Source organism: Roseibium sp. (assembly GCF_048261595.1).
Lineage (GTDB): Bacteria > Pseudomonadota > Alphaproteobacteria > Rhizobiales > Stappiaceae > Roseibium.
The window spans coordinates 213,475-232,513 of the sequence record NZ_JBLXFW010000001.1 but is presented as its reverse complement, the minus strand read 5'-3'; the positions used below and the strand labels follow the sequence as shown (position 1 = coordinate 232,513).

General features: G+C 59.5%; 17 protein-coding genes. 11 read left to right on the top strand and 6 right to left on the bottom strand.

The features are described from left to right. Window positions 1-10 precede the first annotated feature (10 nt). From ACN0SY_RS01025 to ACN0SY_RS01005, 5 genes are all read left to right on the top strand, one after another. Window positions 11-760: an SDR family oxidoreductase gene (locus tag ACN0SY_RS01025; RefSeq protein ID WP_417683898.1), complete on the top strand. Its 750-nt coding sequence runs from the start codon at window positions 11-13 to the stop codon at window positions 758-760. Window positions 761-792: 32 nt separating this feature from the next. Beyond that, window positions 793-2,319: a sugar ABC transporter ATP-binding protein gene (locus tag ACN0SY_RS01020; RefSeq protein WP_417683897.1), complete on the top strand. Its 1,527-nt coding sequence runs from the start codon at window positions 793-795 to the stop codon at window positions 2,317-2,319. Continuing rightward, a complete protein-coding gene (locus ACN0SY_RS01015) occupies window positions 2,316-3,320 on the top strand; it encodes an ABC transporter permease (protein WP_417683896.1) in 1,005 nt (334 codons plus the stop codon). Before ACN0SY_RS01020 ends, ACN0SY_RS01015 begins: the two co-directional genes overlap by 4 nt. 64 nt (window positions 3,321-3,384) lie before the next feature. Continuing rightward, window positions 3,385-4,329, top strand: a complete 945-nt coding sequence (locus ACN0SY_RS01010) for an ABC transporter substrate-binding protein (RefSeq protein WP_417683895.1) — start codon at window positions 3,385-3,387, stop codon at window positions 4,327-4,329. A 252-nt stretch (window positions 4,330-4,581) separates the two neighbouring features. Continuing rightward, on the top strand, window positions 4,582-6,177 hold the full coding sequence (locus ACN0SY_RS01005; RefSeq protein ID WP_417683894.1) for an MBL fold metallo-hydrolase: 1,596 nt from the start codon (window positions 4,582-4,584) through the stop codon (window positions 6,175-6,177). A gap of 52 nt (window positions 6,178-6,229) precedes the next feature. Here the strand turns inward: ACN0SY_RS01005 and ACN0SY_RS01000 are convergent, their stop codons facing one another. From ACN0SY_RS01000 to ACN0SY_RS00985, 4 genes are all read right to left on the bottom strand, one after another. Then, window positions 6,230-6,601 (bottom strand): hypothetical protein, encoded by a 372-nt coding sequence (locus ACN0SY_RS01000; protein ID WP_417683893.1) that lies wholly within the window; start codon window positions 6,599-6,601, stop codon window positions 6,230-6,232. Beyond that, on the bottom strand, window positions 6,598-7,458 hold the full coding sequence (locus tag ACN0SY_RS00995; protein WP_417683892.1) for an extradiol ring-cleavage dioxygenase: 861 nt from the start codon (window positions 7,456-7,458) through the stop codon (window positions 6,598-6,600). Before ACN0SY_RS00995 ends, ACN0SY_RS01000 begins: the two co-directional genes overlap by 4 nt. 83 nt (window positions 7,459-7,541) lie before the next feature. Continuing rightward, window positions 7,542-9,053 (bottom strand): amidohydrolase family protein, encoded by a 1,512-nt coding sequence (locus ACN0SY_RS00990; protein ID WP_417683891.1) that lies wholly within the window; start codon window positions 9,051-9,053, stop codon window positions 7,542-7,544. A gap of 27 nt (window positions 9,054-9,080) precedes the next feature. Next, the gene (locus ACN0SY_RS00985; RefSeq protein WP_417683890.1) at window positions 9,081-9,959 is read right to left on the bottom strand and encodes an IclR family transcriptional regulator domain-containing protein; all 879 of its coding nucleotides are present in this window, start codon (window positions 9,957-9,959) and stop codon (window positions 9,081-9,083) included. Window positions 9,960-10,166: 207 nt separating this feature from the next. Between ACN0SY_RS00985 and ACN0SY_RS00980 the strand changes: the two genes are divergently transcribed. The 6 genes from ACN0SY_RS00980 to ACN0SY_RS00955 all read left to right on the top strand — a co-directional run bounded on the left by ACN0SY_RS00980 (window position 10,167) and on the right by ACN0SY_RS00955 (window position 15,786). Then, window positions 10,167-10,982: a citryl-CoA lyase gene (locus ACN0SY_RS00980; protein ID WP_417683889.1), complete on the top strand. Its 816-nt coding sequence runs from the start codon at window positions 10,167-10,169 to the stop codon at window positions 10,980-10,982. Window positions 10,983-10,992: 10 nt separating this feature from the next. Then, window positions 10,993-12,135 (top strand): CaiB/BaiF CoA transferase family protein, encoded by a 1,143-nt coding sequence (locus ACN0SY_RS00975; protein ID WP_417683888.1) that lies wholly within the window; start codon window positions 10,993-10,995, stop codon window positions 12,133-12,135. A gap of 126 nt (window positions 12,136-12,261) precedes the next feature. Further along, window positions 12,262-13,335 (top strand): C4-dicarboxylate TRAP transporter substrate-binding protein, encoded by a 1,074-nt coding sequence (locus ACN0SY_RS00970; RefSeq protein ID WP_417683887.1) that lies wholly within the window; start codon window positions 12,262-12,264, stop codon window positions 13,333-13,335. A gap of 15 nt (window positions 13,336-13,350) precedes the next feature. Further along, on the top strand, window positions 13,351-13,923 hold the full coding sequence (locus ACN0SY_RS00965) for a TRAP transporter small permease (RefSeq protein ID WP_417683886.1): 573 nt from the start codon (window positions 13,351-13,353) through the stop codon (window positions 13,921-13,923). Beyond that, window positions 13,920-15,236 carry a TRAP transporter large permease gene (locus ACN0SY_RS00960; protein WP_417683885.1) on the top strand — a complete coding sequence of 439 codons (1,317 nt, stop codon included), beginning with the start codon at window positions 13,920-13,922 and terminating at the stop codon, window positions 15,234-15,236. The genes ACN0SY_RS00965 and ACN0SY_RS00960 overlap by 4 nt, the downstream gene beginning before the upstream one ends. Window positions 15,237-15,252: 16 nt before the next feature. Continuing rightward, on the top strand, window positions 15,253-15,786 hold the full coding sequence (locus ACN0SY_RS00955; RefSeq protein WP_417683884.1) for an NADPH-dependent FMN reductase: 534 nt from the start codon (window positions 15,253-15,255) through the stop codon (window positions 15,784-15,786). Between the two features lie 78 nt (window positions 15,787-15,864). Here ACN0SY_RS00955 and ACN0SY_RS00950 read toward each other — a convergent pair whose 3' ends face one another. After that, a complete protein-coding gene (locus tag ACN0SY_RS00950; protein ID WP_417683883.1) occupies window positions 15,865-17,148 on the bottom strand; it encodes an HlyD family type I secretion periplasmic adaptor subunit in 1,284 nt (427 codons plus the stop codon). A gap of 51 nt (window positions 17,149-17,199) precedes the next feature. After that, window positions 17,200-18,948 carry a type I secretion system permease/ATPase gene (locus tag ACN0SY_RS00945; RefSeq protein ID WP_417683882.1) on the bottom strand — a complete coding sequence of 583 codons (1,749 nt, stop codon included), beginning with the start codon at window positions 18,946-18,948 and terminating at the stop codon, window positions 17,200-17,202. Window positions 18,949-19,039: the final 91 nt, after the last annotated feature.

Below are 19,039 nucleotides of genomic sequence, written 5' to 3'. Positions count from 1 at the left end.
GGAGGACACTGTGCGTCTTGAAGGAAAGACAATTCTGATATCGGCTGCCGGCCAGGGTATGGGCCGTGCAAGTGCTATCGCCTGTGCCCGCGAGGGGGCCAAGGTCATTGCCGTCGATATCAACGAGGATACACTCGACACCCTGCCATCCGAGGCGGACGGCATCGAGGTCCACAAGCTGGATGTCCGCGATCGTGCCGCAATCGATGCCCTAGCGTCGAAAGTCGCAGACCTCGACGGTCTCTTTAATTGCGCCGGCTTTGTTCACAACGGGACAGTCCTCGATATTACGGAGGAGGACTGGGCCTTCAGTTTCGAACTGAACGTCACGTCCATGTACCGGATGACCCAGGCCTTTCTGCCCGGCATGATACGGAGGGCGGAGGCGACCGGGACCGCAGCAATCCTCAACATGTCCTCCATGGCCTCGTCGATCAAGGGCTTCCCCATGCGCACGGCCTATGGAACCACCAAGGCAGCCGTGCTCGGCCTGACCAAGGGGATTGCCGCCGACTTTGTCGGCAAGGGAATCCGCTGCAATGCCCTTTGCCCGGGTACCGTCGATACGCCTTCGCTGCGCGGCCGGATCGCCTCGGCGCCGGATCCGGTCGAAGCGGAAAAGAACTTCATCGCCCGCCAGCCTATGGGGCGGCTTGCATCGGTCGACGACATGACACCCATGGTCGTCTACCTGCTCAGCGACGAGAGCAGCTACGTGACCGGGCAGGCCATGCTGGTCGACGGGGGTGTCACGATCTAGGCCCCCGTATCGCGGTTTGGGAGGACTGCAGGATGACAAGACTGGTTACCATGGAGGGGATCGAGAAACGGTTCCCCGGGGTACACGCGCTCAAGTCAGTCAGATTTGACCTCGATGGTGGTGAAGTTCACGCTCTGATGGGCGAGAACGGCGCCGGCAAGTCGACCCTGATGAAGATCCTTTCCGGCATCTATGCCAAGGACGAGGGGCGCCTCGAAATCATGGGCGACGAGGTCGATATTGACGGTCCGCGCAAGGCCCAGGATCTGGGCATCGGGATCATTCATCAGGAACTCAGCCTGATGAACGACCTGACGGTCGCTCAGAACATCTTTATCGGCCGGGAACCGCGCAAGAGTTTTGGGCGGCTCGACGAAGGAGCGTTGAACCGTCAGGCTGCGGACATATTCGCCTCCATGAACCTGAAGCTCGACCCGCGCACCGTGGTCGGTGAGCTGACCATTGCAAAGCAGCAGATGGTGGAGATCGCAAAGGCGCTGTCATATCGCTCGCGCATCCTGATCATGGACGAACCGACTGCAGCGCTCAATGACGCCGAAATAGCGGAGCTGTTCCAGATCATTCGCCAGCTAAAGGCAGATGGGGTCGGCATCATCTACATCAGCCACAAGATGGACGAGCTGAAACAGATCGCGGACCGGGTAACCGTCATGCGGGACGGGGCCTATGTCGGAACTGTCGGCGCTGCGGACACTCCGGTCTCGAAGATCATTTCCATGATGGTCGGACGGGAGGTCAATTCCGAACCGGTCGACATCCCGGACCTGGAACACGCGGAAACGCTTCTGGAAGTCCGAGGGCTTTCACGGGGGCGCGAGATCCGCGAAGTCAGCTTCTCGGTGAAGAAGGGAGAAATTCTAGGGTTTGCCGGGCTGATGGGTGCAGGGCGGACGGAAGTCGCACGCGCGATCTTCGGTGCTGATCCGCGAGACGCAGGCGAAATTCGGGTTCACGGAAAACCCTGTTCAATCCGTCAACCGGCCGATGCGGTCAAAGCGGGAATTGGCTACCTGTCGGAGGACCGCAAGCATTTCGGACTGGCAACCGGCATGGATGTGCGAACCAACGTTTGCCTCGCCAGTCTTGACCGGTTTTCTGGTGCAGCTGGCCGGTTGGACGAAGACGGCATGCGCCGAACCGCCCAGGACTATATCCAGAAACTCGGCATCCGCACGCCTTCGGACCGGCAGGAAGTCCGGCTCCTGTCAGGCGGAAACCAGCAGAAGGTGGTCATCGCCAAATGGCTCTACCGCGACTGCGACATCCTCATTTTCGATGAACCGACCCGCGGCATCGACGTCGGGGCGAAGTCCGAAATCTACAAACTCCTGAAGGAGCTGGCCGCGGAGGGCAGGGCAATCATCGTGATTTCTTCCGAACTTCCGGAAATCATGCGCCTCAGTCATCGTATTGCCGTGATGTGCGAAGGACGGCTGACCGGGGTCCTGCCGGGCGGTGAGGCAACCACGCAAGAAGACATTATGCATCTGGCGACACTGCGTGCGCCGGTGATGCAGCCGGAGAGGACCGTTCAATGACCATCGCGACACCGACGCCGACACCGAGCCTTCTTTCCCGGCTTGCCGAGTCTGGCGCGCACCAGAAGCTGTTGGCTTTCGCCAGTCTGATCCTGCTGTTGGTCGGCTTTTCGATAGCTTCGTCCAACTTCATGCAGACCTCGAACATGATCGCCATCCTGCAGGCGACCTCGGTCAACGGCGTTCTGGCGGTGGCGGCGACGCTGGTGATCATCACCGGGGGGATCGACCTGTCAGTCGGCACCATGATGACCTTCTGCGCGGTGATTGCCGGCGTGGTCCTGACCAACATGGGCATGCCACTGCCGGTTGGAGTTGTTGCTGCCATTGCGACCGGAGCGCTCTGCGGGCTGTGCTCGGGCACTTTCATCGCCAAGATGAAAATTCCACCCTTCATCGCGACGCTGGGAATGATGCTGATCCTCAAGGGCCTGTCTTTGGTCATCTCGGGCACCCGTCCGATCTACTTCAACGACACGCCGGGGTTCGACCAGATATCGCGTGGTTCGTTGATCGGTGAAATCATTCCGGCTCTGCCGATCCCGAACGGGGTTCTTATCCTGTTTCTCGTAGCGCTGGCCGCTGCCTATATCCTCGGCCGCACGGTCCTGGGCCGCTACACTTTTGCGCTTGGTTCGAACGAGGAAGCCGTTCGCCTGTCCGGCGTCAATACCGACCGCTGGAAGATGGCCGTCTATGCGCTTGCCGGCTCGATCTGCGGCATTGCCGGCATCCTGATCGCCTCTCGTCTCAACTCCGCCCAGCCTGCGCTCGGTCTCGGATATGAACTCGAAGCCATCGCGGCCGTTGTGATCGGCGGAACATCGCTGTCCGGCGGCCGCGGCACGATCCTCGGTACACTCATCGGCGCCTTGATAATGGCCGTCCTCACCAACGGACTGCGCGTCCTGTCGGTGGCGCAGGAATGGCAGACCGTTGTTACGGGCGCGATCATCATTCTGGCCGTCTATGCGGACATGGTTCGCAAAAGGAAGGCCTGAATCCATCCAAGAAGGGCATGAAGCCCCGGCAACTGCCCTGATGGGCCAACGACAGGAGAGGAATATGCTGACAAGACGTGGACTTATTGGTGCAGCCAGCGCAATGGCGTTGATGCTGTCCGGAAACATTGCCTCCGCTGACGAGGTTTATATCCCGCTCATCTCCAAGGGCTTCCAGCACCAGTTCTGGCAGGCAGTGAAGGCCGGCGCGGATCAGGCTGCCGCTGAGCTCGGCGTAACGATCACGTTCGAAGGCCCGGACAATGAAACCATGGTCGATCGGCAGATCGACATGCTGGCGGCTGCCCTTGCCAAGAACCCGACGGCCATCGGTTTCGCCGCACTCGACAGTCAGGCCGCGATCCCGCTGCTTCGCGAAGCAAACGACAAGGGTATTCCGATCATCGCCTTCGATAGTGGCGTTGACAGCGAGATCCCGGTCGCAACCGCATCGACGGATAATCTCGCAGCGGCAGCACTTGCAGCCGACAAGATGGCCGAGCTGATCGGTGGTTCCGGCAAGGTGGCTGTTGTTGCCCACGACCAGACCAGCCGGACCGGCATCGACCGTGTTGACGGTTTCGTCAACCAGATCAAGGCCAATCACTCCGGCATCGAAGTCGTCACGGTTCAGTACGGCGGCGGTGACCACCTGAAGTCGACAGAACTGACCAAGGCGATCCTGACCGCGAACCCGGATCTCAAGGGTATCTTTGGTGCCAACGAAGGCTCCGCGCTTGGTGTCGTCAATGGCGTCACCGAAATGGGTCGCGGCGAAGTGGTTGTCATCGGATACGACTCCGGCAAGGCACAGAAGGATGCAATCCGCAGCGGCGTCATGGCTGGAGCGATCACCCAGAACCCTGTTGGCATCGGCTATGAAACCGTGAAGGCCGCTCTTGCCGCCTCCAAGGGCGAAAAGGTCGAAAGCCATATCGACACCGGCTTCTACTACTACGACAAGAGCAACATCGACGATCCGAAAATCACTGCTGTTCTCTACGACTGATCGACCGTTTTCAGAACGATCATCTCGGCCGGCCTTCGTCATGGAGGCCGGTCTTCTTTTGTCCGGCTCCGGGGTATCCATCCCTGTCGTGCCTGGGGTCCGAAGGCGATGATGCGGCGGCGATGGGGCAAGTTGCCGTAACCATTTGACATTTCGCATACCGGTTGGGAGCTTCTGCCGGTACTGACAAAGGAATGGCACCGGTCCTTGCACGCCGGTGGAAACGTCAAGAGCGAGCCCGGCGAGGACACAATGAGAAATCCGAGGATCAGTTTTCACGGTGCAGCTGGAGCAGTTACCGGTTCCTGCTTCCGGCTGGAAACCGACGCAGGCGTGATCCTGATCGACTGCGGCATGTTCCAGGGCTCAAAGACGGAGAAGGAGCTGAACTACCGGCCGTTTCCTTTCGAACCACGCCAGATCGACGCCGTTGTCCTGACCCACGCCCATATCGATCACTCCGGACTTCTGCCCAAGCTGGTCAAGCATGGCTTTTCCGGGAGCATTCATCTGACCCACGCCACGGCGGACCTTGCCGAGATCATGTTGCTCGACAGCGCGCACATTCAGGAAATCGAGGTGCGCCAGTTCAACCGCCGCGCGGCGAAGCGCAGCCGCCGGCCGGTAACGCCAATCTATGACGAGATCGACGTCCGCCGGACGTTGGAACAGCTGAAACCGGAAAGATACGGGCGCTGGTTCAAGGTCCTTGATGGCGCGCGTGGACGGTTTTGGAATGCCGGCCACATGCTGGGCTCGGCTTCCCTTGAACTAGAGGTGCAACGGGCAGAGGGGCAGGTACAACGCTTTTTGTTTTCCGGTGACATTGGTCCCGACTTCAAACTGTTGCATCCGGATCCGGAAGGCCCGACGGATGTAGACTATCTCGTCTGCGAGTCCACCTACGGCGACCGCGACAGGGACGATGTGAAGCCTGCGCTTCGTCGCCAGATACTGTCACGCGAAGTTCGCGACGCCATCAAGCCGAGCGGAGCGCTGATCATCCCCTCCTTTGCTGTTGAACGCGCCCAGGAGCTGCTTAGCGATCTCGGTCAACTGATGACCGAGGGCGAGCTACCGCGCATTCCGGTCTATCTGGACAGCCCGCTGGCGACCCGCGCAACGAGGGTCTTTGCCCATCACGCCCGCGAGCTGGAACGCGGCGCAACCTTCCTGCAGAGCCTTGAGGCGCACAACCTGCACTTCAGCGAAAGCGTGGAGCAGAGCAAGGCACTCGACCGGGTTCGGGATTTCCATATCGTGATCGCCGCCAGCGGCATGTGCGAGGCTGGCCGTATCCGTCACCGGCTCAAGAACTGGCTATGGCGCGAGGAGGCAACTGTTCTGATCGTCGGCTATCAGGCCAAGGGAACACTTGGCCGGTTCCTGCTTGAGGGCGCGCAGAACGTGCGCATCCAGGGAGAGGACATTGCCGTCCGGGCACGCATCCGCTCCATCGACCAGTACTCCGGCCATGCGGATCGCACCGAGCTGATCGACTGGATCAAGGCCCGCCTGCCGGTTCGCAAGGGGCTGTTTCTGGTTCACGGTGAAGAGAATGCCATCATCGAATTGGCAGAAAGTGCCGGACGCCTGGTTGACCCGCAGACGGTGATCACACCGGTGCTCGATTCAACCTACGAATTGACGGAAGAAGGTGCGGTGATCCAGACCGAGGGCATCAAGCCGCGCCTCAGCCCGGAGCAGGTCGCCCACCTCGACTGGCACAACGATGTGACCAAACTGATCCTGGATATCAACGACCAGCTAAGGGCTGCAACCGACGAACGCTCACGCGGCGTTCTGATCCGAAAGCTGCGTCGGGTTCTCGAAGCCGAGACGCCCTGACGGGATCGGGACGGAAAAGGCCCGCCGGGACAATTCCCGGCAGGCCCTCTTTTCAGGTTTCGACGCTCGGGTAGTCCTTGCCCTTCCAATGCTGCAGCTTGGCTGCAAACTCGCGCTGGAATGACAGGGGCCCATGCTTTTCGAGATAGGGCTCGTCGTAGATCCCGATGAAGAGTGTCAGGTTCAGGAAGAAGTGGGCTCCCATTTCAAACAGTGCCACGTAGTCGTGGTTGATGAGGGCTTCCCGTTCTGCCGCGGTGAAACTGTGAACCGTTGAGGCCTCGCCCTCGTTGCCCAACAGCTTCGGTCCGATCGACTGTTCCCACGTGGCCACGAAGGACCGTGGGTCCTCGGTGTAGCGCTTCAGATATTCGGGATCCCGATCCACCGTGAACAGGAACTTGTTGACGTAGTATTTGCTCATGCCGCCTGCTCCTTCGGATACCATGTCAGATAGGCTTCCATGGTGTGGAAGAGGTCGAGGTTGTCGACGTAGTCCGCGGCCTCTGGCCCTGCGACCCCAAGCATCAGGATGAAGTTCAGGAAACCGTGGGTGGCATTGCCGTTTCCGGCCATGCTCTCGTGGGTGACGTTTTCAAGGATCGCGTCGATGTCGCCCGTGCGCAACCATTCGATCGCCTTGCGGTCGAACTCCGGATCCGGCCCGGTTTCCATGAACTGGCGTGGTCCGCCGAGTTCCAGCGACAGGTGACCCGTGCCAATCGCGGCAACCCGCTTGTCGGACGGATAGTCGTCGATTGCCTTTCGGATTGCTCGGCCCAGATCGTAGAAGCGCTTGGGCGAATGCAGCGGCGGCGCGAAGATATTGGTGTAGATCGGTACCACAGGCAGATCGTTTTCCGGTCGAACCGTGATGATCGGGCAGATGATGGAATGGTCGATCTTCAGTTCGTTTGAGAACGCAAAGTCGAAACTCTGATCCATGAGCGAGCGATGCATGAACCGCGACATGTCCTCGTCGCCTTCAAGCACGTATTTCGGAATGCCGAACTCGCGTTCCTCGTTGTAGAAGGTCGCGTCGTAACGCTCGGCCTTGCCGATCAGAAATTGCGGGCAATTGTCCAGGAAGATCTGATGGAAATGGTCTGAACCGACCATGACCAGAATGTCCGGCTTGGTGCGGGCAAGTGTCTCCCGATAAGCCTCGACCTTTCGCTTCCATTCCGGTGCCTGGGGCATCTGCTGCTCCGGCGGCATCGTTGTGGCCTTGAGATAAAACGGGTGGTGTGTCGATGCCAATGTGGCGACGAGTTGTGCCAAGGCGTCCTCCATTGCCTTCGGGGCGGGTGGCCCCGGGTTGTTTGGCCCGGCCGGGATTGGCTGCCCGGCCGGGAATTTCGATGTTATGCGAAAAGGTTCCGCTCGATCCCGGCTGCCTCGAACAGGTAGTCACGGCTCGATTCCAGTTCCTGGCGCAGGCGCTTCACGTCGAAGCCGAGCAGTTCGCCCTTCCACTTCTTGACCTGGCCGGCAACAAAGACCGTGTCGACATTGTTGCGCTCCATCAGCGTGACGACAGCTCCCGGAACGTTGTTCAGCGGTGCGACGTTGATCGCCTCGGCGTCCAGAAGGAGGATGTCGGCTTCCTTGCCAGGTGTCAGTGACCCGATCTTGCCGTCGAGTTTCAGGCCTTCGGCGCCGCCCAGGGTTGCCATCTTGATGGCATCGATCGACGGCATCAGGTCAGGGTAGTCCTGACCGGCGAGCGCCTTTTCGTTGACGAACATGCGCTGCAAGGTCACGAGACTGCGCATCTGGGTGAAGAAGTCCGCGGTCATCGTGCATTCGACGTCGGTGGAAAGCGACGTGCTCATGCCAAGATCGATCGCCTGCTGGATCGGGGGAGTGCCATGACGCATGTGCATTTCGATAGGCACCGCCAGGGAAATATGCGCCCCGGCGTCGGCAGCATATTTCCAGCCGTTTTCCGACATTCCGGTCATGTGGATGAAGATGTTGTCCGAGCCGAACATGCCATCCGCCCCGAGCTTGTCGAAGGTTTCCTGCATGCCGAAGGTTCCCACGACATGGAGTGCGATCGGCAGTCCCAGTTCGCGGCCGATCTTCCACGATTCCTCATAGCCGGGCAGATAGATTTCACCGCCCATGACCATGGTCATCAGCTGGTCGTCGGAGGAGAAGTACTGTTGCTTGATGCGCGCGGCATCCTGCGGGTACTTGGCGCGGTCGCCCCAACCCTCGAAGTAACCGAAGACGGAACGGCGCCCGGCATCCCGCAGACCCTCGATCGCTGCGTCGGAGTGTTCCGGCGAATGGTGGATCTGGCTGACGTCCATGACCGTGGTCACACCGGCATCCAGCTGGGCGATCGAGCCGAACAGCTCGTTGATGTAGACGTCCTCCGGCCGGTAGACCATGGAGAACTTCTGCAGGATGGTCTCGTAGTAGTTCGACTCGTTTCCGGGCCGTCCGTCATTGATCAGGATGCCGTCGGCCAGCTGGCTGCGCAGCGCCGTCTCGAACTGATGATGGTGCGTATCGACGAAACCGGGCATCACGATCTTTCCGGCCGCATCAACGACGACTGCGTCGCCAGCATCGATGTTGGCGCCGACTTCGACTATCTTAGTCCCTTCGATCAGGACGTCTCCGGCCGCAAAGTTGCCGACCTTGTCATCCATGGACAGGACTGCGCCACCCTTGATCAGGATCCGGCGGCCGGGCTGGCCCAGGCCTTCCGGCAGGGTGCCTGCACTAGTTTCCTGCGCCGAGACAGCACCGCCCATGGCCAGGCTCGTGGTGGCAGCGGCGCCGGCAACGGCGCTTGCCTTCATGAAGTCCCGGCGGGTCGGGCAGGGCAATTCAGGTGTTTTCGGATTGCAAAGTCTGCACATTGAAGTCTCCAGTCGTTCTGTCTGTCTTCAGGTTCCAATGATCGATTGAAGGATTGGGTAGCGCGAGATCGCGTGCGAAATCCGGGATGCGGCAGCGCGAAGTTCCGGCAGGCGCTCGGCAACGAGGCTCTCAGGGGTCACAAGGCCTGTGTAGCCGGAGGTGTTCAGCGCAGCGATTGTCTTGCCGTCGGGATCGCGGATCGGCACGGCGAGGGCCGTGATGCCGTAGTCGAGCTGATCCACTGTCGTCGAATAGCCGTTCTCGCGAACTTTCAGGACTTCGCGGTGAAGCTCCTGCGGATCGGTAATGGTCCGGGAGGTGAGTGGTTCGGCCTTGAACGTGTCGATGTATCTCTTGAGGGCATCATCCGACAAACCCGCGAGCAGGACACGGCCAAGGGACGTGGAACTGGCGGAGTAGCGGGCCCCGACGACCGCTGCGGCGCGGCGTGCGCGCTGAACCGAATAGTGGGCGATGTAGATGACATCGTGACCGTCGAGGGTGCCGACGGATGAGGCATCGCCGAAGCGTTCGACCAGCTCTCGAAGGTCAGGCAGCAGAACCTCGTCGATACGGGCGGAAAAATAGAATGCAGACCCGAGGGTCATGATCTTCGGCGTCAGGTGAAACCGCTTGCTCTTCTGTCCGATATAGCCAAGGGCCTGAAGGGTAATGAGGCTGCGCCGGGCAGCTGCGGGAGACAGCCCGACGCGGCGCGCGATCTCGCTGAGCGTCATTTCAGCGTGGCTTGCATCAAAGCACTCCAGCACTGCAATTCCCTTCGCGAGTGCTTCGACAAATTCGGCAGGCCGCCTTTCGTCATCGGAAGCAATTCCGACCGGCGCGGCGGCTGCCGCGTTCCTCGAATTGACCGCTCCTTCAGTTGTTGTCCGATCGGTTTTCATAAATGCCTTTCCGACTTTACCGACGTTGGAAGTCCTCTGCCGGCTCGTATCTCGTTTGTTGGATTTCGACCCGTTGCGCGCATTCTGGCGCGGCACTCGTCGTGCATCTGTAGCAGGCCCAGCTGAAATCCACTTGACTGCAAAGTAAATGCTGTTTAACTTTTCGGCAATAGGAAATATTTTCGCACACCGAAAAACGAGGTCGATATGCGAATTGGGAAGCAGGATCAGGCGTTCACAGCCATTGCAACTTCGGATGCGGACAGCATCACGGTGCGCGGCAATGACCTTTGCGACGATCTGATCGGCAAGATCGATTTCACGGACTATTTCTGGCTATTGGTCCTGGGGGATCGCCCGAGCCAGTCACAGCGCGCCATGATGGATGCGTGTCTTGTTTCGATCGCCGAACATGGTCTGGTGCCGAGCGTTCAGGCGGCCCGCATGACCCTGGCTGCCGGACCGGACGCATGGCAGGGCGCCATGGCAGCAGGTCTTCTCGGAATGGGAAGTGTCGTTGCCGGAAGCTCCGAAAGTGCTGGACGTTTCCTCGCTGAAATCCAATCGGATGCCGAAGAACGTGGCGGAGATCTGGAAGCCGCTGTCATCGCGCATCTTGAAGTGCTGAAGGCAGCACGCAAGAAGGTGCCCGGTCTTGGACACCCCCAGCATAGCGACGGTGATCCGCGTGCGAACAGGCTGCTGGACATCTGCGACGAACTTGGTCTCAGCGGAAAATATGTCGAGACGCTGAGGCTCTTGGCCAAGCATGCGCCGCAGATCATAAACCGGCCGCTTCCAATCAACGTTTCCGGTGCGATCCCGGCAACCATTCTCGATGCCGGCTGGCCACTCGAGGCGCTGAAGGCCGTACCGCTGCTCGCCCGCACTGCAGGTCTGGCGGCACATCTTTACGAGGAATCCCTTCGCTCCATCGGCTTTATCATGTCCCACAAGGCCGACCTGGCGATTTCATACGACGGGAAGGAAACTTCAGCGTCGAACACGAAGAAGACGGCGTGAGGATCCAATCATGAAAATCCTGAAGGATATTCGGGTTGTCGAGCTCGGCACCTACATCACAGGCCCAGCAGCCGGCCTGCATCTGGCCGATCTCGGCGCAGACGTCATCAAGGTCGAACGCCCGGGGACGGGTGATCCGTTCCGGGCCTTCAAGGGCGGTCTCTATTCGCCTCACTACCAGACCTACAACCGCAACAAGCGCTCGATTGCTCTCGACACCAAGAGCAAGGACGACCTGAACACGCTTCTGGATCTGGTCTCGACTGCGGACGTCTTCATCCAGAATTTCCGTCCGGGTGTGGCCGAGAAGCTGGGCGTTGGTGAGGATGACCTGCGCAAGGTGCGCCCGGACCTCATCTACTGTGCGATTTCAGGCTTCGGCACGTCGGGCCCGTCCCGTGACCGCCCGGCCTTCGATACTGTTGCCCAAGCAGCAAGCGGCTACCTGCGTCTCCTGACCCCGCCGACCAATCCGCGCGTGATCGGGCCGGCCATCGCCGATGCGATCACTGGCCAGTACGCCGCCATGGGTATCCTTGCCGCGCTGATGGAGCGGAGCAAGACAGGGAAGGGGCGCCGGCTGGACATTTCCATGCTTGAGGCCATGTGCCACTTCAATCTCGACAGCTTCACCCACTATTACGCTGTCGGCGAAATCATGGGGCCGCTGTCGCGCCCGGTCGTCTCGCAGAGCTATACCTTCGAATGCAAGGACGGCGCCTGGGTTGCGATCCATATGTCCTCGCCGACCAAGTTCTGGGAAGGCCTGCTCGAAGCCACCGGTCAGCAGCAGCTCAACGATGATCCGCGTTTCGCTGAACGTCTGGAGCGGATCCAGCACCAGGATGAGCTGATCGAGATTTTCACGCCAATCTTCAAGACCCGCACCCGGGACGAGTGGTGCGAAAAGCTGCTGGCTTGCGAGGTGCCGCATTCGCCCGCCTATGATTCCAACGAAGCACTTGAGGATCCGCAGGCCGTTCATCTCGGCATCGGTGTGAAGACCGCACATCCGGAAAGGGGCGAAACAACCACCGTACGCGCTCCCTATTCCTTCGATGGCGAGCCGGATACGGAAATCATACCGCCGCCGACGCTCGACCAGCACGGAGATGAAATTCGCACCGAACTTGCACGCCGCAAGGCAGGCTGATCGGCCGGCTCGGTCCATGCGCCCGGGCTCAGATGGACAGCCGTTCCGATTTATCGGCTGTAGGCAATGGGCCTGCATGGAAAGGAACGGCGAGGCGATAGAACTGCAGTTAAAAGGGAGGAAAATATGAGACTTCTAATCGGACTGATGACCGCCGGCATGGTTGCATTTTCCGCACCGGCGAATGCCCAGGAAACCATCAACCTGACGGTTGCGTCCAGCCATCCGACGGTCATTCCGTGGATCGGCATGATCAAGTCGCACTTCATGGCTCGAACCGATGAAATCCTTGCCGAAAAGGGCAACTATCGGATCGAGTGGAACGAGGCCTTCGGCGGCCAGCTCTACAAGGCCAACGCGACGCTGTCGTCTGTCGAGGAAGGCATTACCGACATCGGTTGGGTCTTCTCGTTCCTGGAAGCGGCCAAGCTGCCGTTGAGCCAGGCATCGAGCTATGCGCCGTTTGCCACCGCCAACCCGCCCGCACAGCTCGAAGTGATGGCCGACCTTCTTGAAAACAATGAGGCTTTCAAGAAAGAGTGGGAACAGTACAATCTGAAAGTGCTCGGCCTGACCAGCACGGACATGTACGACATCTACACCAAGAAGCCGCTGGCCGGCATCGATGACGTCGACGGCATGAAGCTCTCGGCGCCGGGTGTCCTCGGCACATGGCTTCGCGGTACAGGTGCAAATGCGGTCGATGGTGCTCTGACGACCTTCTACACCGACATCCAGACCGGTGTTTCCGATGGTGTTCTGTCACTTGCACTTGGCGCTCTGCCGACGAAAATCTACGAAGTCGCTCCCTACATCAATCGCTTTGACGCAGGCGTCGCCTTCTCTGGGGCCGTGGCGATCAACCGCGACAGCTGGGACGGTCTTCCCGAGGAAGTCCAGCAGGCCATGATCGAAGCGGGCGAGTACTACACCGAGGCTCACGGCAAGGATCTTGTCGAGCGCCATGAGTTTGCACTCAACAAGATGGTCGAACTCGGTGCTAGTCAGGAGACCCCCGTCCAGATCATCGAGATGCCGCAGGAACAGCGCGAAGCCTGGGTTAGCAAGCTTCCGGATCTCGCTGGCGAGTGGGCGGATGAACTGGAAAAGCAGGGCCAGCCGGCTCGTGCCTTCCTGTCAGCCTACATGGACGGTCTGCGCGCTCGCGGCGAAACGCCGATCCGCGACTGGGACAAGTAAGCGGGCCGATCTGCAATGTCCGATCTTGCTGACAACGTGGCGAACGCTCCCCCGAAAGGGGGGCGTTCCGATAACACTCTGCTGCGCGCCTGGCGTATCGTCGTGGACGGTCTCGCAGTATTGGGAACGGGCCTAATCTGCGTCTTGATGGTGATCATCTGCGCCGACATCATTGCCCGAAATGCAATGGGAGCATCCCTGCCGCTGGTATCGGAACTGGGTGCGCTGCTGTTGGTCATGATCGTATGCCTTCAGTTGGCTTCGACCGTTCGTGCAGATCGCCTTGCTCGCACCGAGATTTTCTATGTTGGCTTCCGCCGCAAATGGCCGCGCACCGGCGCGATCCTGTCGGCTGCCTTCAACCTTGTCGGCGCATCCGTCATCGGCGGCATAGCCTGGGCCAGCATCCGGATCCTCAACAAGGACTGGAGCGCAGGCGAATACATCGGGGTAACCGGTATTGCGACCCTGCCGACCTGGCCGTTCCGGGCTCTCATCCTGATCGGCATGACCGTTGCCGCACTCGAGTTCATCTTCCGCGCCGCCGGCGACCTCCGCTCCGCCGCAAGACCCAGGAATTCACAATGACACCGGTCGAAATCGGGTCGCTCGCCGTCCTCGGGCTCATCGTACTCATCTATCTCGGCATGCCCATCGGGATCGGCATGCTGTCGGTCTCCTTCATCGGGGTCGCGGCAATCCGCAATGATGTCGTTTCCTTGCGCATGATGGCGGCCGTCGCCAACGACTCCCTGCGCGAATATCTCTTTGCGGTCGTTCCGCTCTTCGTGCTTATGGGACTTCTGGTAACGATCTCGAAGGTCGGCAAGGACACTTTCGACGTCTTCCAGCAACTCTTGCGACGTGTCGCGGCCGGCCTTGGAATCGCAACCGTTTTCGCAAATGCCGTCTTTGCCTCGATTACCGGGATCTCCATCGCATCCGCCACAGTTTTCAGCCGGGTCGCCGTTCCGGAAATGACGCGCCACGGCTACACCAAGAAATTTGCGACCGGCGTGGTCGCCGGGTCCTCGGTCCTCGGCATGTTGATCCCGCCATCACTCCTCATGATCGTCTATGCGGTGCTGGCCGAGGAATCCGTCGGGCGCATGTTCCTGGCCGGCATCGGACCGGGCATCCTCCTGGCATTGGCCTTCTGCGTTACCATCCTGCTGCTTGCCCGCTCGAACAAGGGGTTCGTCTTTCAGCGAGAGGACGACGTGGAAGAACAGGATGAACCCATCAATGGATTGGCGATCCTGCGCAAGTCGGTACCGATCATTTCTCTGATCCTGATTGTTCTCGGCGGCCTCTACGGCGGCTTCCTGAACCCGACCGAAGCAGGCGCAGCAGGGGCCTTTGGCGCTCTTGTTATTGCCCTCGCACGGCGCTCGCTCGACCCTCGCAGCTTCTGGTCGCTTCTGGTCGAAACCGGCCAGATCACGGTTTCGGTCCTGTTCCTGATCCTCGCAGCGACCTTCTTCAGTCGCATGCTGGCCATGTCAGGAGTACCTCGGGAACTTGCGGAGCTGTTCCTGACCGGGCCGGTCGGTCCCTATGGTTTCCTGCTGTTCTATATCCTTCTGATCATCGCACTGGGCTGCCTGATCGACTCCATATCGATCATGCTGATCCTTCTGCCGATCGCATTGCCGATTGCATCGGCCGCTGGCTTTGACCTGATCTGGTTCGGGGTCTTGACGGTTGTTGCCGTCGAAGTCGGATTGTTGACCCCGCCCTTCGGCCTGTCGGTCTACATCATCAAGTCGGCCATGGACGACCCGGACCTGAAGGTCGGGGAAATCTTTCAGGGCGCCTTTCCCTTCGTCCTCGCGATGCTTGTGTCGCTCGCGCTGATCATAGCGTTCCCCCCGATCGCCACGTGGCTCGCGCGGCTGTAAATTCGGAGTTTCATGAATGACCAAGCTTCTGTTCATTCCCGGCAGCCTTCGCTCTGCCTCGTCGTCTCGTGCGCTCATAAATGCCCTCAAGGGACGCCTTGAGGGAGGAGCGATCAGTTGCGTGACGGCTGATCCGGGAACACTTCCCCATTACAACGCAGACATCGTGAATGATGCAGCGGTTGCCGCGTTCATTGATCAGGTCACGACAGCAGACGGCGTCGTATTCGTCACCCCGGAATACAACTACAGCATCCCGGGCGTTCTCAAGAACGCAATCGACTGGGCATCGCGTCCGGCCTACGCGTCGGCGTTCAAGGACAAGCCCTGCTCGGTGATCACCGTGTCCGGGGGAGCTTTGGGCGGCGTGCGCGCCCAGGCACATCTGAAGTATGTGCTGAACGGCATGTTGGCAAAAGTGTTTCCGAGCCAGGAAATCGTCGTCCCCCATTCGGGGCAGAAGGTATCCGACGGGATCTTCAACGACGCGCAGGTCCTCGATTTCGCGGAAACCACCTTGCTTGCATTCGTGGCCGACATCCGTGGCTGAGCGCGCCTAGTCTCCTAAAACGGAACAGGCAAGCTTCCTTGGTCCAGTTCTGTTTACGGACGAAGCAGACGCCTCAACTTAGCGTTCTCTCAAGGCATGGGCTATCTGGTCGCGGATGGGTTTGACCAGGTAGCTGAGGATCGTTCGCTCATCTGTCTTGAAGAACGCTTCCACAGGCATTCCCGGGACCAGTGCCTTGGCGCCGAGCTTCGACAATTCGCTCTCTTCGATCACGAGCCGGGCGACATAGTAGCTGGCACCGGTCTTGTCATCGAAATTAAGGTCCGCGGATATTGTCAGCAGCTGCCCGGTCAACTCGGGGGTTGTCCGCTGATCGAAGCTGGGGAAGCGGATGCGGACCACCTGTCCCTGTATCATCTGATCGATATCGACCGGTCGAACCTTAGCTTCGACAATCAGTTTGTCTTCCTGCGGCACGATTTGCAGAACGGTTTCGCCAGGGGCAATGACCCCGCCTATCGTGTGGACGGCAAGTTGGTGCACGAAGCCGTTACGAGGTGCCAGGATGTCAACACGAGTGAGTTCATCCTCGGCGGTGATCCTCTGTTCTGCCAATTGGGCAATGCGCGAACGCACCTCCTGCAGACTTTCCAGAACTTCCGCCCGATAGGTTTCTTCGATCTGAAGGATCTGGATCTGACGTTCGCTGATTTCTTCCTTGGTCTTGGCAATCTGAGCAAGCAGTGCGCCGTACTCACCTTGCAACCGGGCCTTTTCGCGCTTCAGCGCCGTAACCCGGCTTTTGGGAACAAGCTGCTTGCCCAGTAGCGTTCCAAGGTCTGTCAGCTCTTCCTCGATCAGCTCGATTTCCGATGCCTTGGCATTCACCTGCGCCTCAAGACCTTCCGTCTGCAGGGAAAACTGCCGTATCTGCTCATGCAGTTGATCTTTCCGGCTTTCCTTTGAGTTCCGACGGGCTTCGAGCAAAAGTTGTTGACCCCGTTCCACATCGCCCAAGGCAGATAGACGGTCGTGAGGCCATTCAATGGTTTCAAGGTCATCTCTTTCGGCGGCAAGACGCAGTTCTTGAGCTGTCAGATCCGTCAGTTGGTTCATCACCACACTCAGGTTTGCGCGTGTCACCGTGTCGTCCAGGCTGATGAGCCGGTCTCCGGCCTGAACCACGTCGCCGTTTTTCACGAGAATATCGCGAACGATGCCGCCTTCTCGATGCTGAACGAGTTTGGTGTTGCTTTCGACCACGACCGTTCCGGACGAGACGACAGCTCCGGAAATTTGGGTCGATGCAGCCCAACCGCCAATGCCGGCGACAATCGCAAGGATCACCAGAAGGGCAAAGAGAAGATGATTGCGCACCGTTCTCGATAGCAATTCATCCACGTTCCCCGGCCTTGAAGGCTGGCATGCAGTGGCTTTGGTTGGATCGATCATCTAGTTCCCCGATGCAGCCGTCTGGCGTCTTTGCGGCACAGGCTTGACGACCTGATTGAGGACTTCCTCCTTCGGTCCGAAGGCGGCCATCTTTCCGTCCTTCAGGCAAAGGATCTTGTCGACGGTCGCAATTGCGCTTGGTCGGTGAGCAATCACGACGACAATCGAGCCATTTTCGCGCAGGGACTTGATTGTCCCGGAAAGGGCACCTTCGCTCTCAGCGTCAAGGTTCGAATTCGGTTCATCGAGCACCACAAGGAACGGATTGCCGTAGAGTGCCCTGGCAAGGGCTATACGTTGCAGCTGACCACCCGATAGCAGTCGCCCGCTCCGGCCGATGACCGTGTTGTATCCTTCTGGAAAACCGACGATCAGATCGTGCACATTGGCCAGCCTGGCAGCCTCGATGATCAGATCCGGTGATGCATCAGCGCGAAAGCGGGCAATGTTCTCCGCGATCGTTCCGTCGAAAAGCTGGATGTCCTGCGGAAGATAACCGATGAAGTTCCCGCGCTTTTCACCCGGCCACTGGGCGAGCTCCGCCCCGTCAAATCGAATGGAGCCCTTGAGGGGAGCAACACAACCGACGATCGCACGAGCGAGGGTCGACTTTCCGGAGCCCGAGGGGCCGATCACGCCAAGTCCATCTCCGGCCTTGAGTTCGAACGAGATATTCTGGAGGAATGGAACGGTTTCACCCAGAAGAGAACAAAATACCTCATCGATGGATATCTTGTCCTCAGGCAGGGGTAGATCCATCATGTCAGCGTCTTGGGAAGCGCCGCTCATGACTTCCTTCAAGCGTTTCAGGGCCTGACGGCTGGCGACAAAACCCCGCCACTGGGAAACGGCCTGCTCGATTGGCGACAGCGCTCGCGACGCCATGATTGAGGATGCAATCATGACACCGGGCGTGATTTCCTGCTTGATCGCCAACCAGGCGCCGACACCCAATAGCGCCGATTGAAGAACAAAACGGATGGTCTTGATGGCCGTGGCAAAAGTGCCCGTTCGGTCGGCAGCCCTTTGCTGGGTTCGTAAGTAGTCTCCGTTTTGCGAATCCCAGATGGAGGTCAATGCCTCCTGCATGCCCATCGCCCTGACCACTTCGGAATTGCGCTTGCCGATTTCGACAAGCGAAGCTCTGCGGCCTGCATGACGCGCAGCGTCCTCTGCGGGTGCACGCGATGTAATCTCGTTCAGAATTATCAGAATTAGGATGAGACAGGCGCCTCCCAGACCAAGCCATCCCAGAACCGGGTGAAACAGGAAGACGATGCCGAGATAGAGAGGCAGCCAGGGAACGTCGAAGATTGCGCCTGGTCCCGGACCTGCCATGAATTGGCGCACGGTATCCAGATCCTGGACCGGGCGCAGGTTGGCCGCCCTTCGTCCCATGGCGACGGGGAGGGCATTGGAGACGCTGTAGACAGTCCCGGACAGCCGCGCATCGACGCGCTGCCCAAGGCGAACCAGCAATCTGCTGCGTACACCCTCAAGCAATCCGTAGAGGGCATAGAGAACGACTGCCAGGGAGCCGATCACGAGCAGTGTCGGGACCGAGCCACTGGCAAGAACCCGATCGTAGACCTGCAGCATGAACAAGGGGCCCGTCAACATGAGCAGGTTGATGACCAGGCTTATTGCAGCGACAAACCAGAACGCGGAATAGACCGGCCGAAAGCCGGAGCTGACCGGGTTGTCCCGCTCATCCTGCCTTATTGAGGAATTCAAGGTCGATGACGACATGACTTCGATAGGTCCGTGGCTGACACTGGGGATTTGACCTGGAGGGAGAGGGCTGACGTCTCCGCCAGCCTTCTCGGAGCAGATACAGACA

Bases quoted from the DNA above. Each gene is read 5' to 3' on its own strand.
- ACN0SY_RS00965 (WP_417683886.1), top strand. From the start codon at position 13,351: ATGTCCGATCTTGCTGACAACGTGGCGAACGCTCCCCCGAAAGGGGGG.
- ACN0SY_RS01020 (WP_417683897.1), top strand. From the start codon at position 793: ATGACAAGACTGGTTACCATGGAGGGGATCGAGAAACGGTTCCCCGGG.
- ACN0SY_RS00990 (WP_417683891.1), bottom strand. From the start codon at position 9,053: ATGTGCAGACTTTGCAATCCGAAAACACCTGAATTGCCCTGCCCGACC.
- ACN0SY_RS00985 (WP_417683890.1), bottom strand. From the start codon at position 9,959: ATGAAAACCGATCGGACAACAACTGAAGGAGCGGTCAATTCGAGGAAC.
- ACN0SY_RS01000 (WP_417683893.1), bottom strand. From the start codon at position 6,601: ATGAGCAAATACTACGTCAACAAGTTCCTGTTCACGGTGGATCGGGAT.
- ACN0SY_RS00960 (WP_417683885.1), top strand. From the start codon at position 13,920: ATGACACCGGTCGAAATCGGGTCGCTCGCCGTCCTCGGGCTCATCGTA.
- ACN0SY_RS00970 (WP_417683887.1), top strand. From the start codon at position 12,262: ATGAGACTTCTAATCGGACTGATGACCGCCGGCATGGTTGCATTTTCC.
- ACN0SY_RS01005 (WP_417683894.1), top strand. From the start codon at position 4,582: ATGAGAAATCCGAGGATCAGTTTTCACGGTGCAGCTGGAGCAGTTACC.
- ACN0SY_RS01010 (WP_417683895.1), top strand. From the start codon at position 3,385: ATGCTGACAAGACGTGGACTTATTGGTGCAGCCAGCGCAATGGCGTTG.
- ACN0SY_RS01015 (WP_417683896.1), top strand. From the start codon at position 2,316: ATGACCATCGCGACACCGACGCCGACACCGAGCCTTCTTTCCCGGCTT.
- ACN0SY_RS00945 (WP_417683882.1), bottom strand. From the start codon at position 18,948: ATGTCGTCATCGACCTTGAATTCCTCAATAAGGCAGGATGAGCGGGAC.
- ACN0SY_RS00955 (WP_417683884.1), top strand. From the start codon at position 15,253: ATGACCAAGCTTCTGTTCATTCCCGGCAGCCTTCGCTCTGCCTCGTCG.
- ACN0SY_RS00975 (WP_417683888.1), top strand. From the start codon at position 10,993: ATGAAAATCCTGAAGGATATTCGGGTTGTCGAGCTCGGCACCTACATC.
- ACN0SY_RS00980 (WP_417683889.1), top strand. From the start codon at position 10,167: ATGCGAATTGGGAAGCAGGATCAGGCGTTCACAGCCATTGCAACTTCG.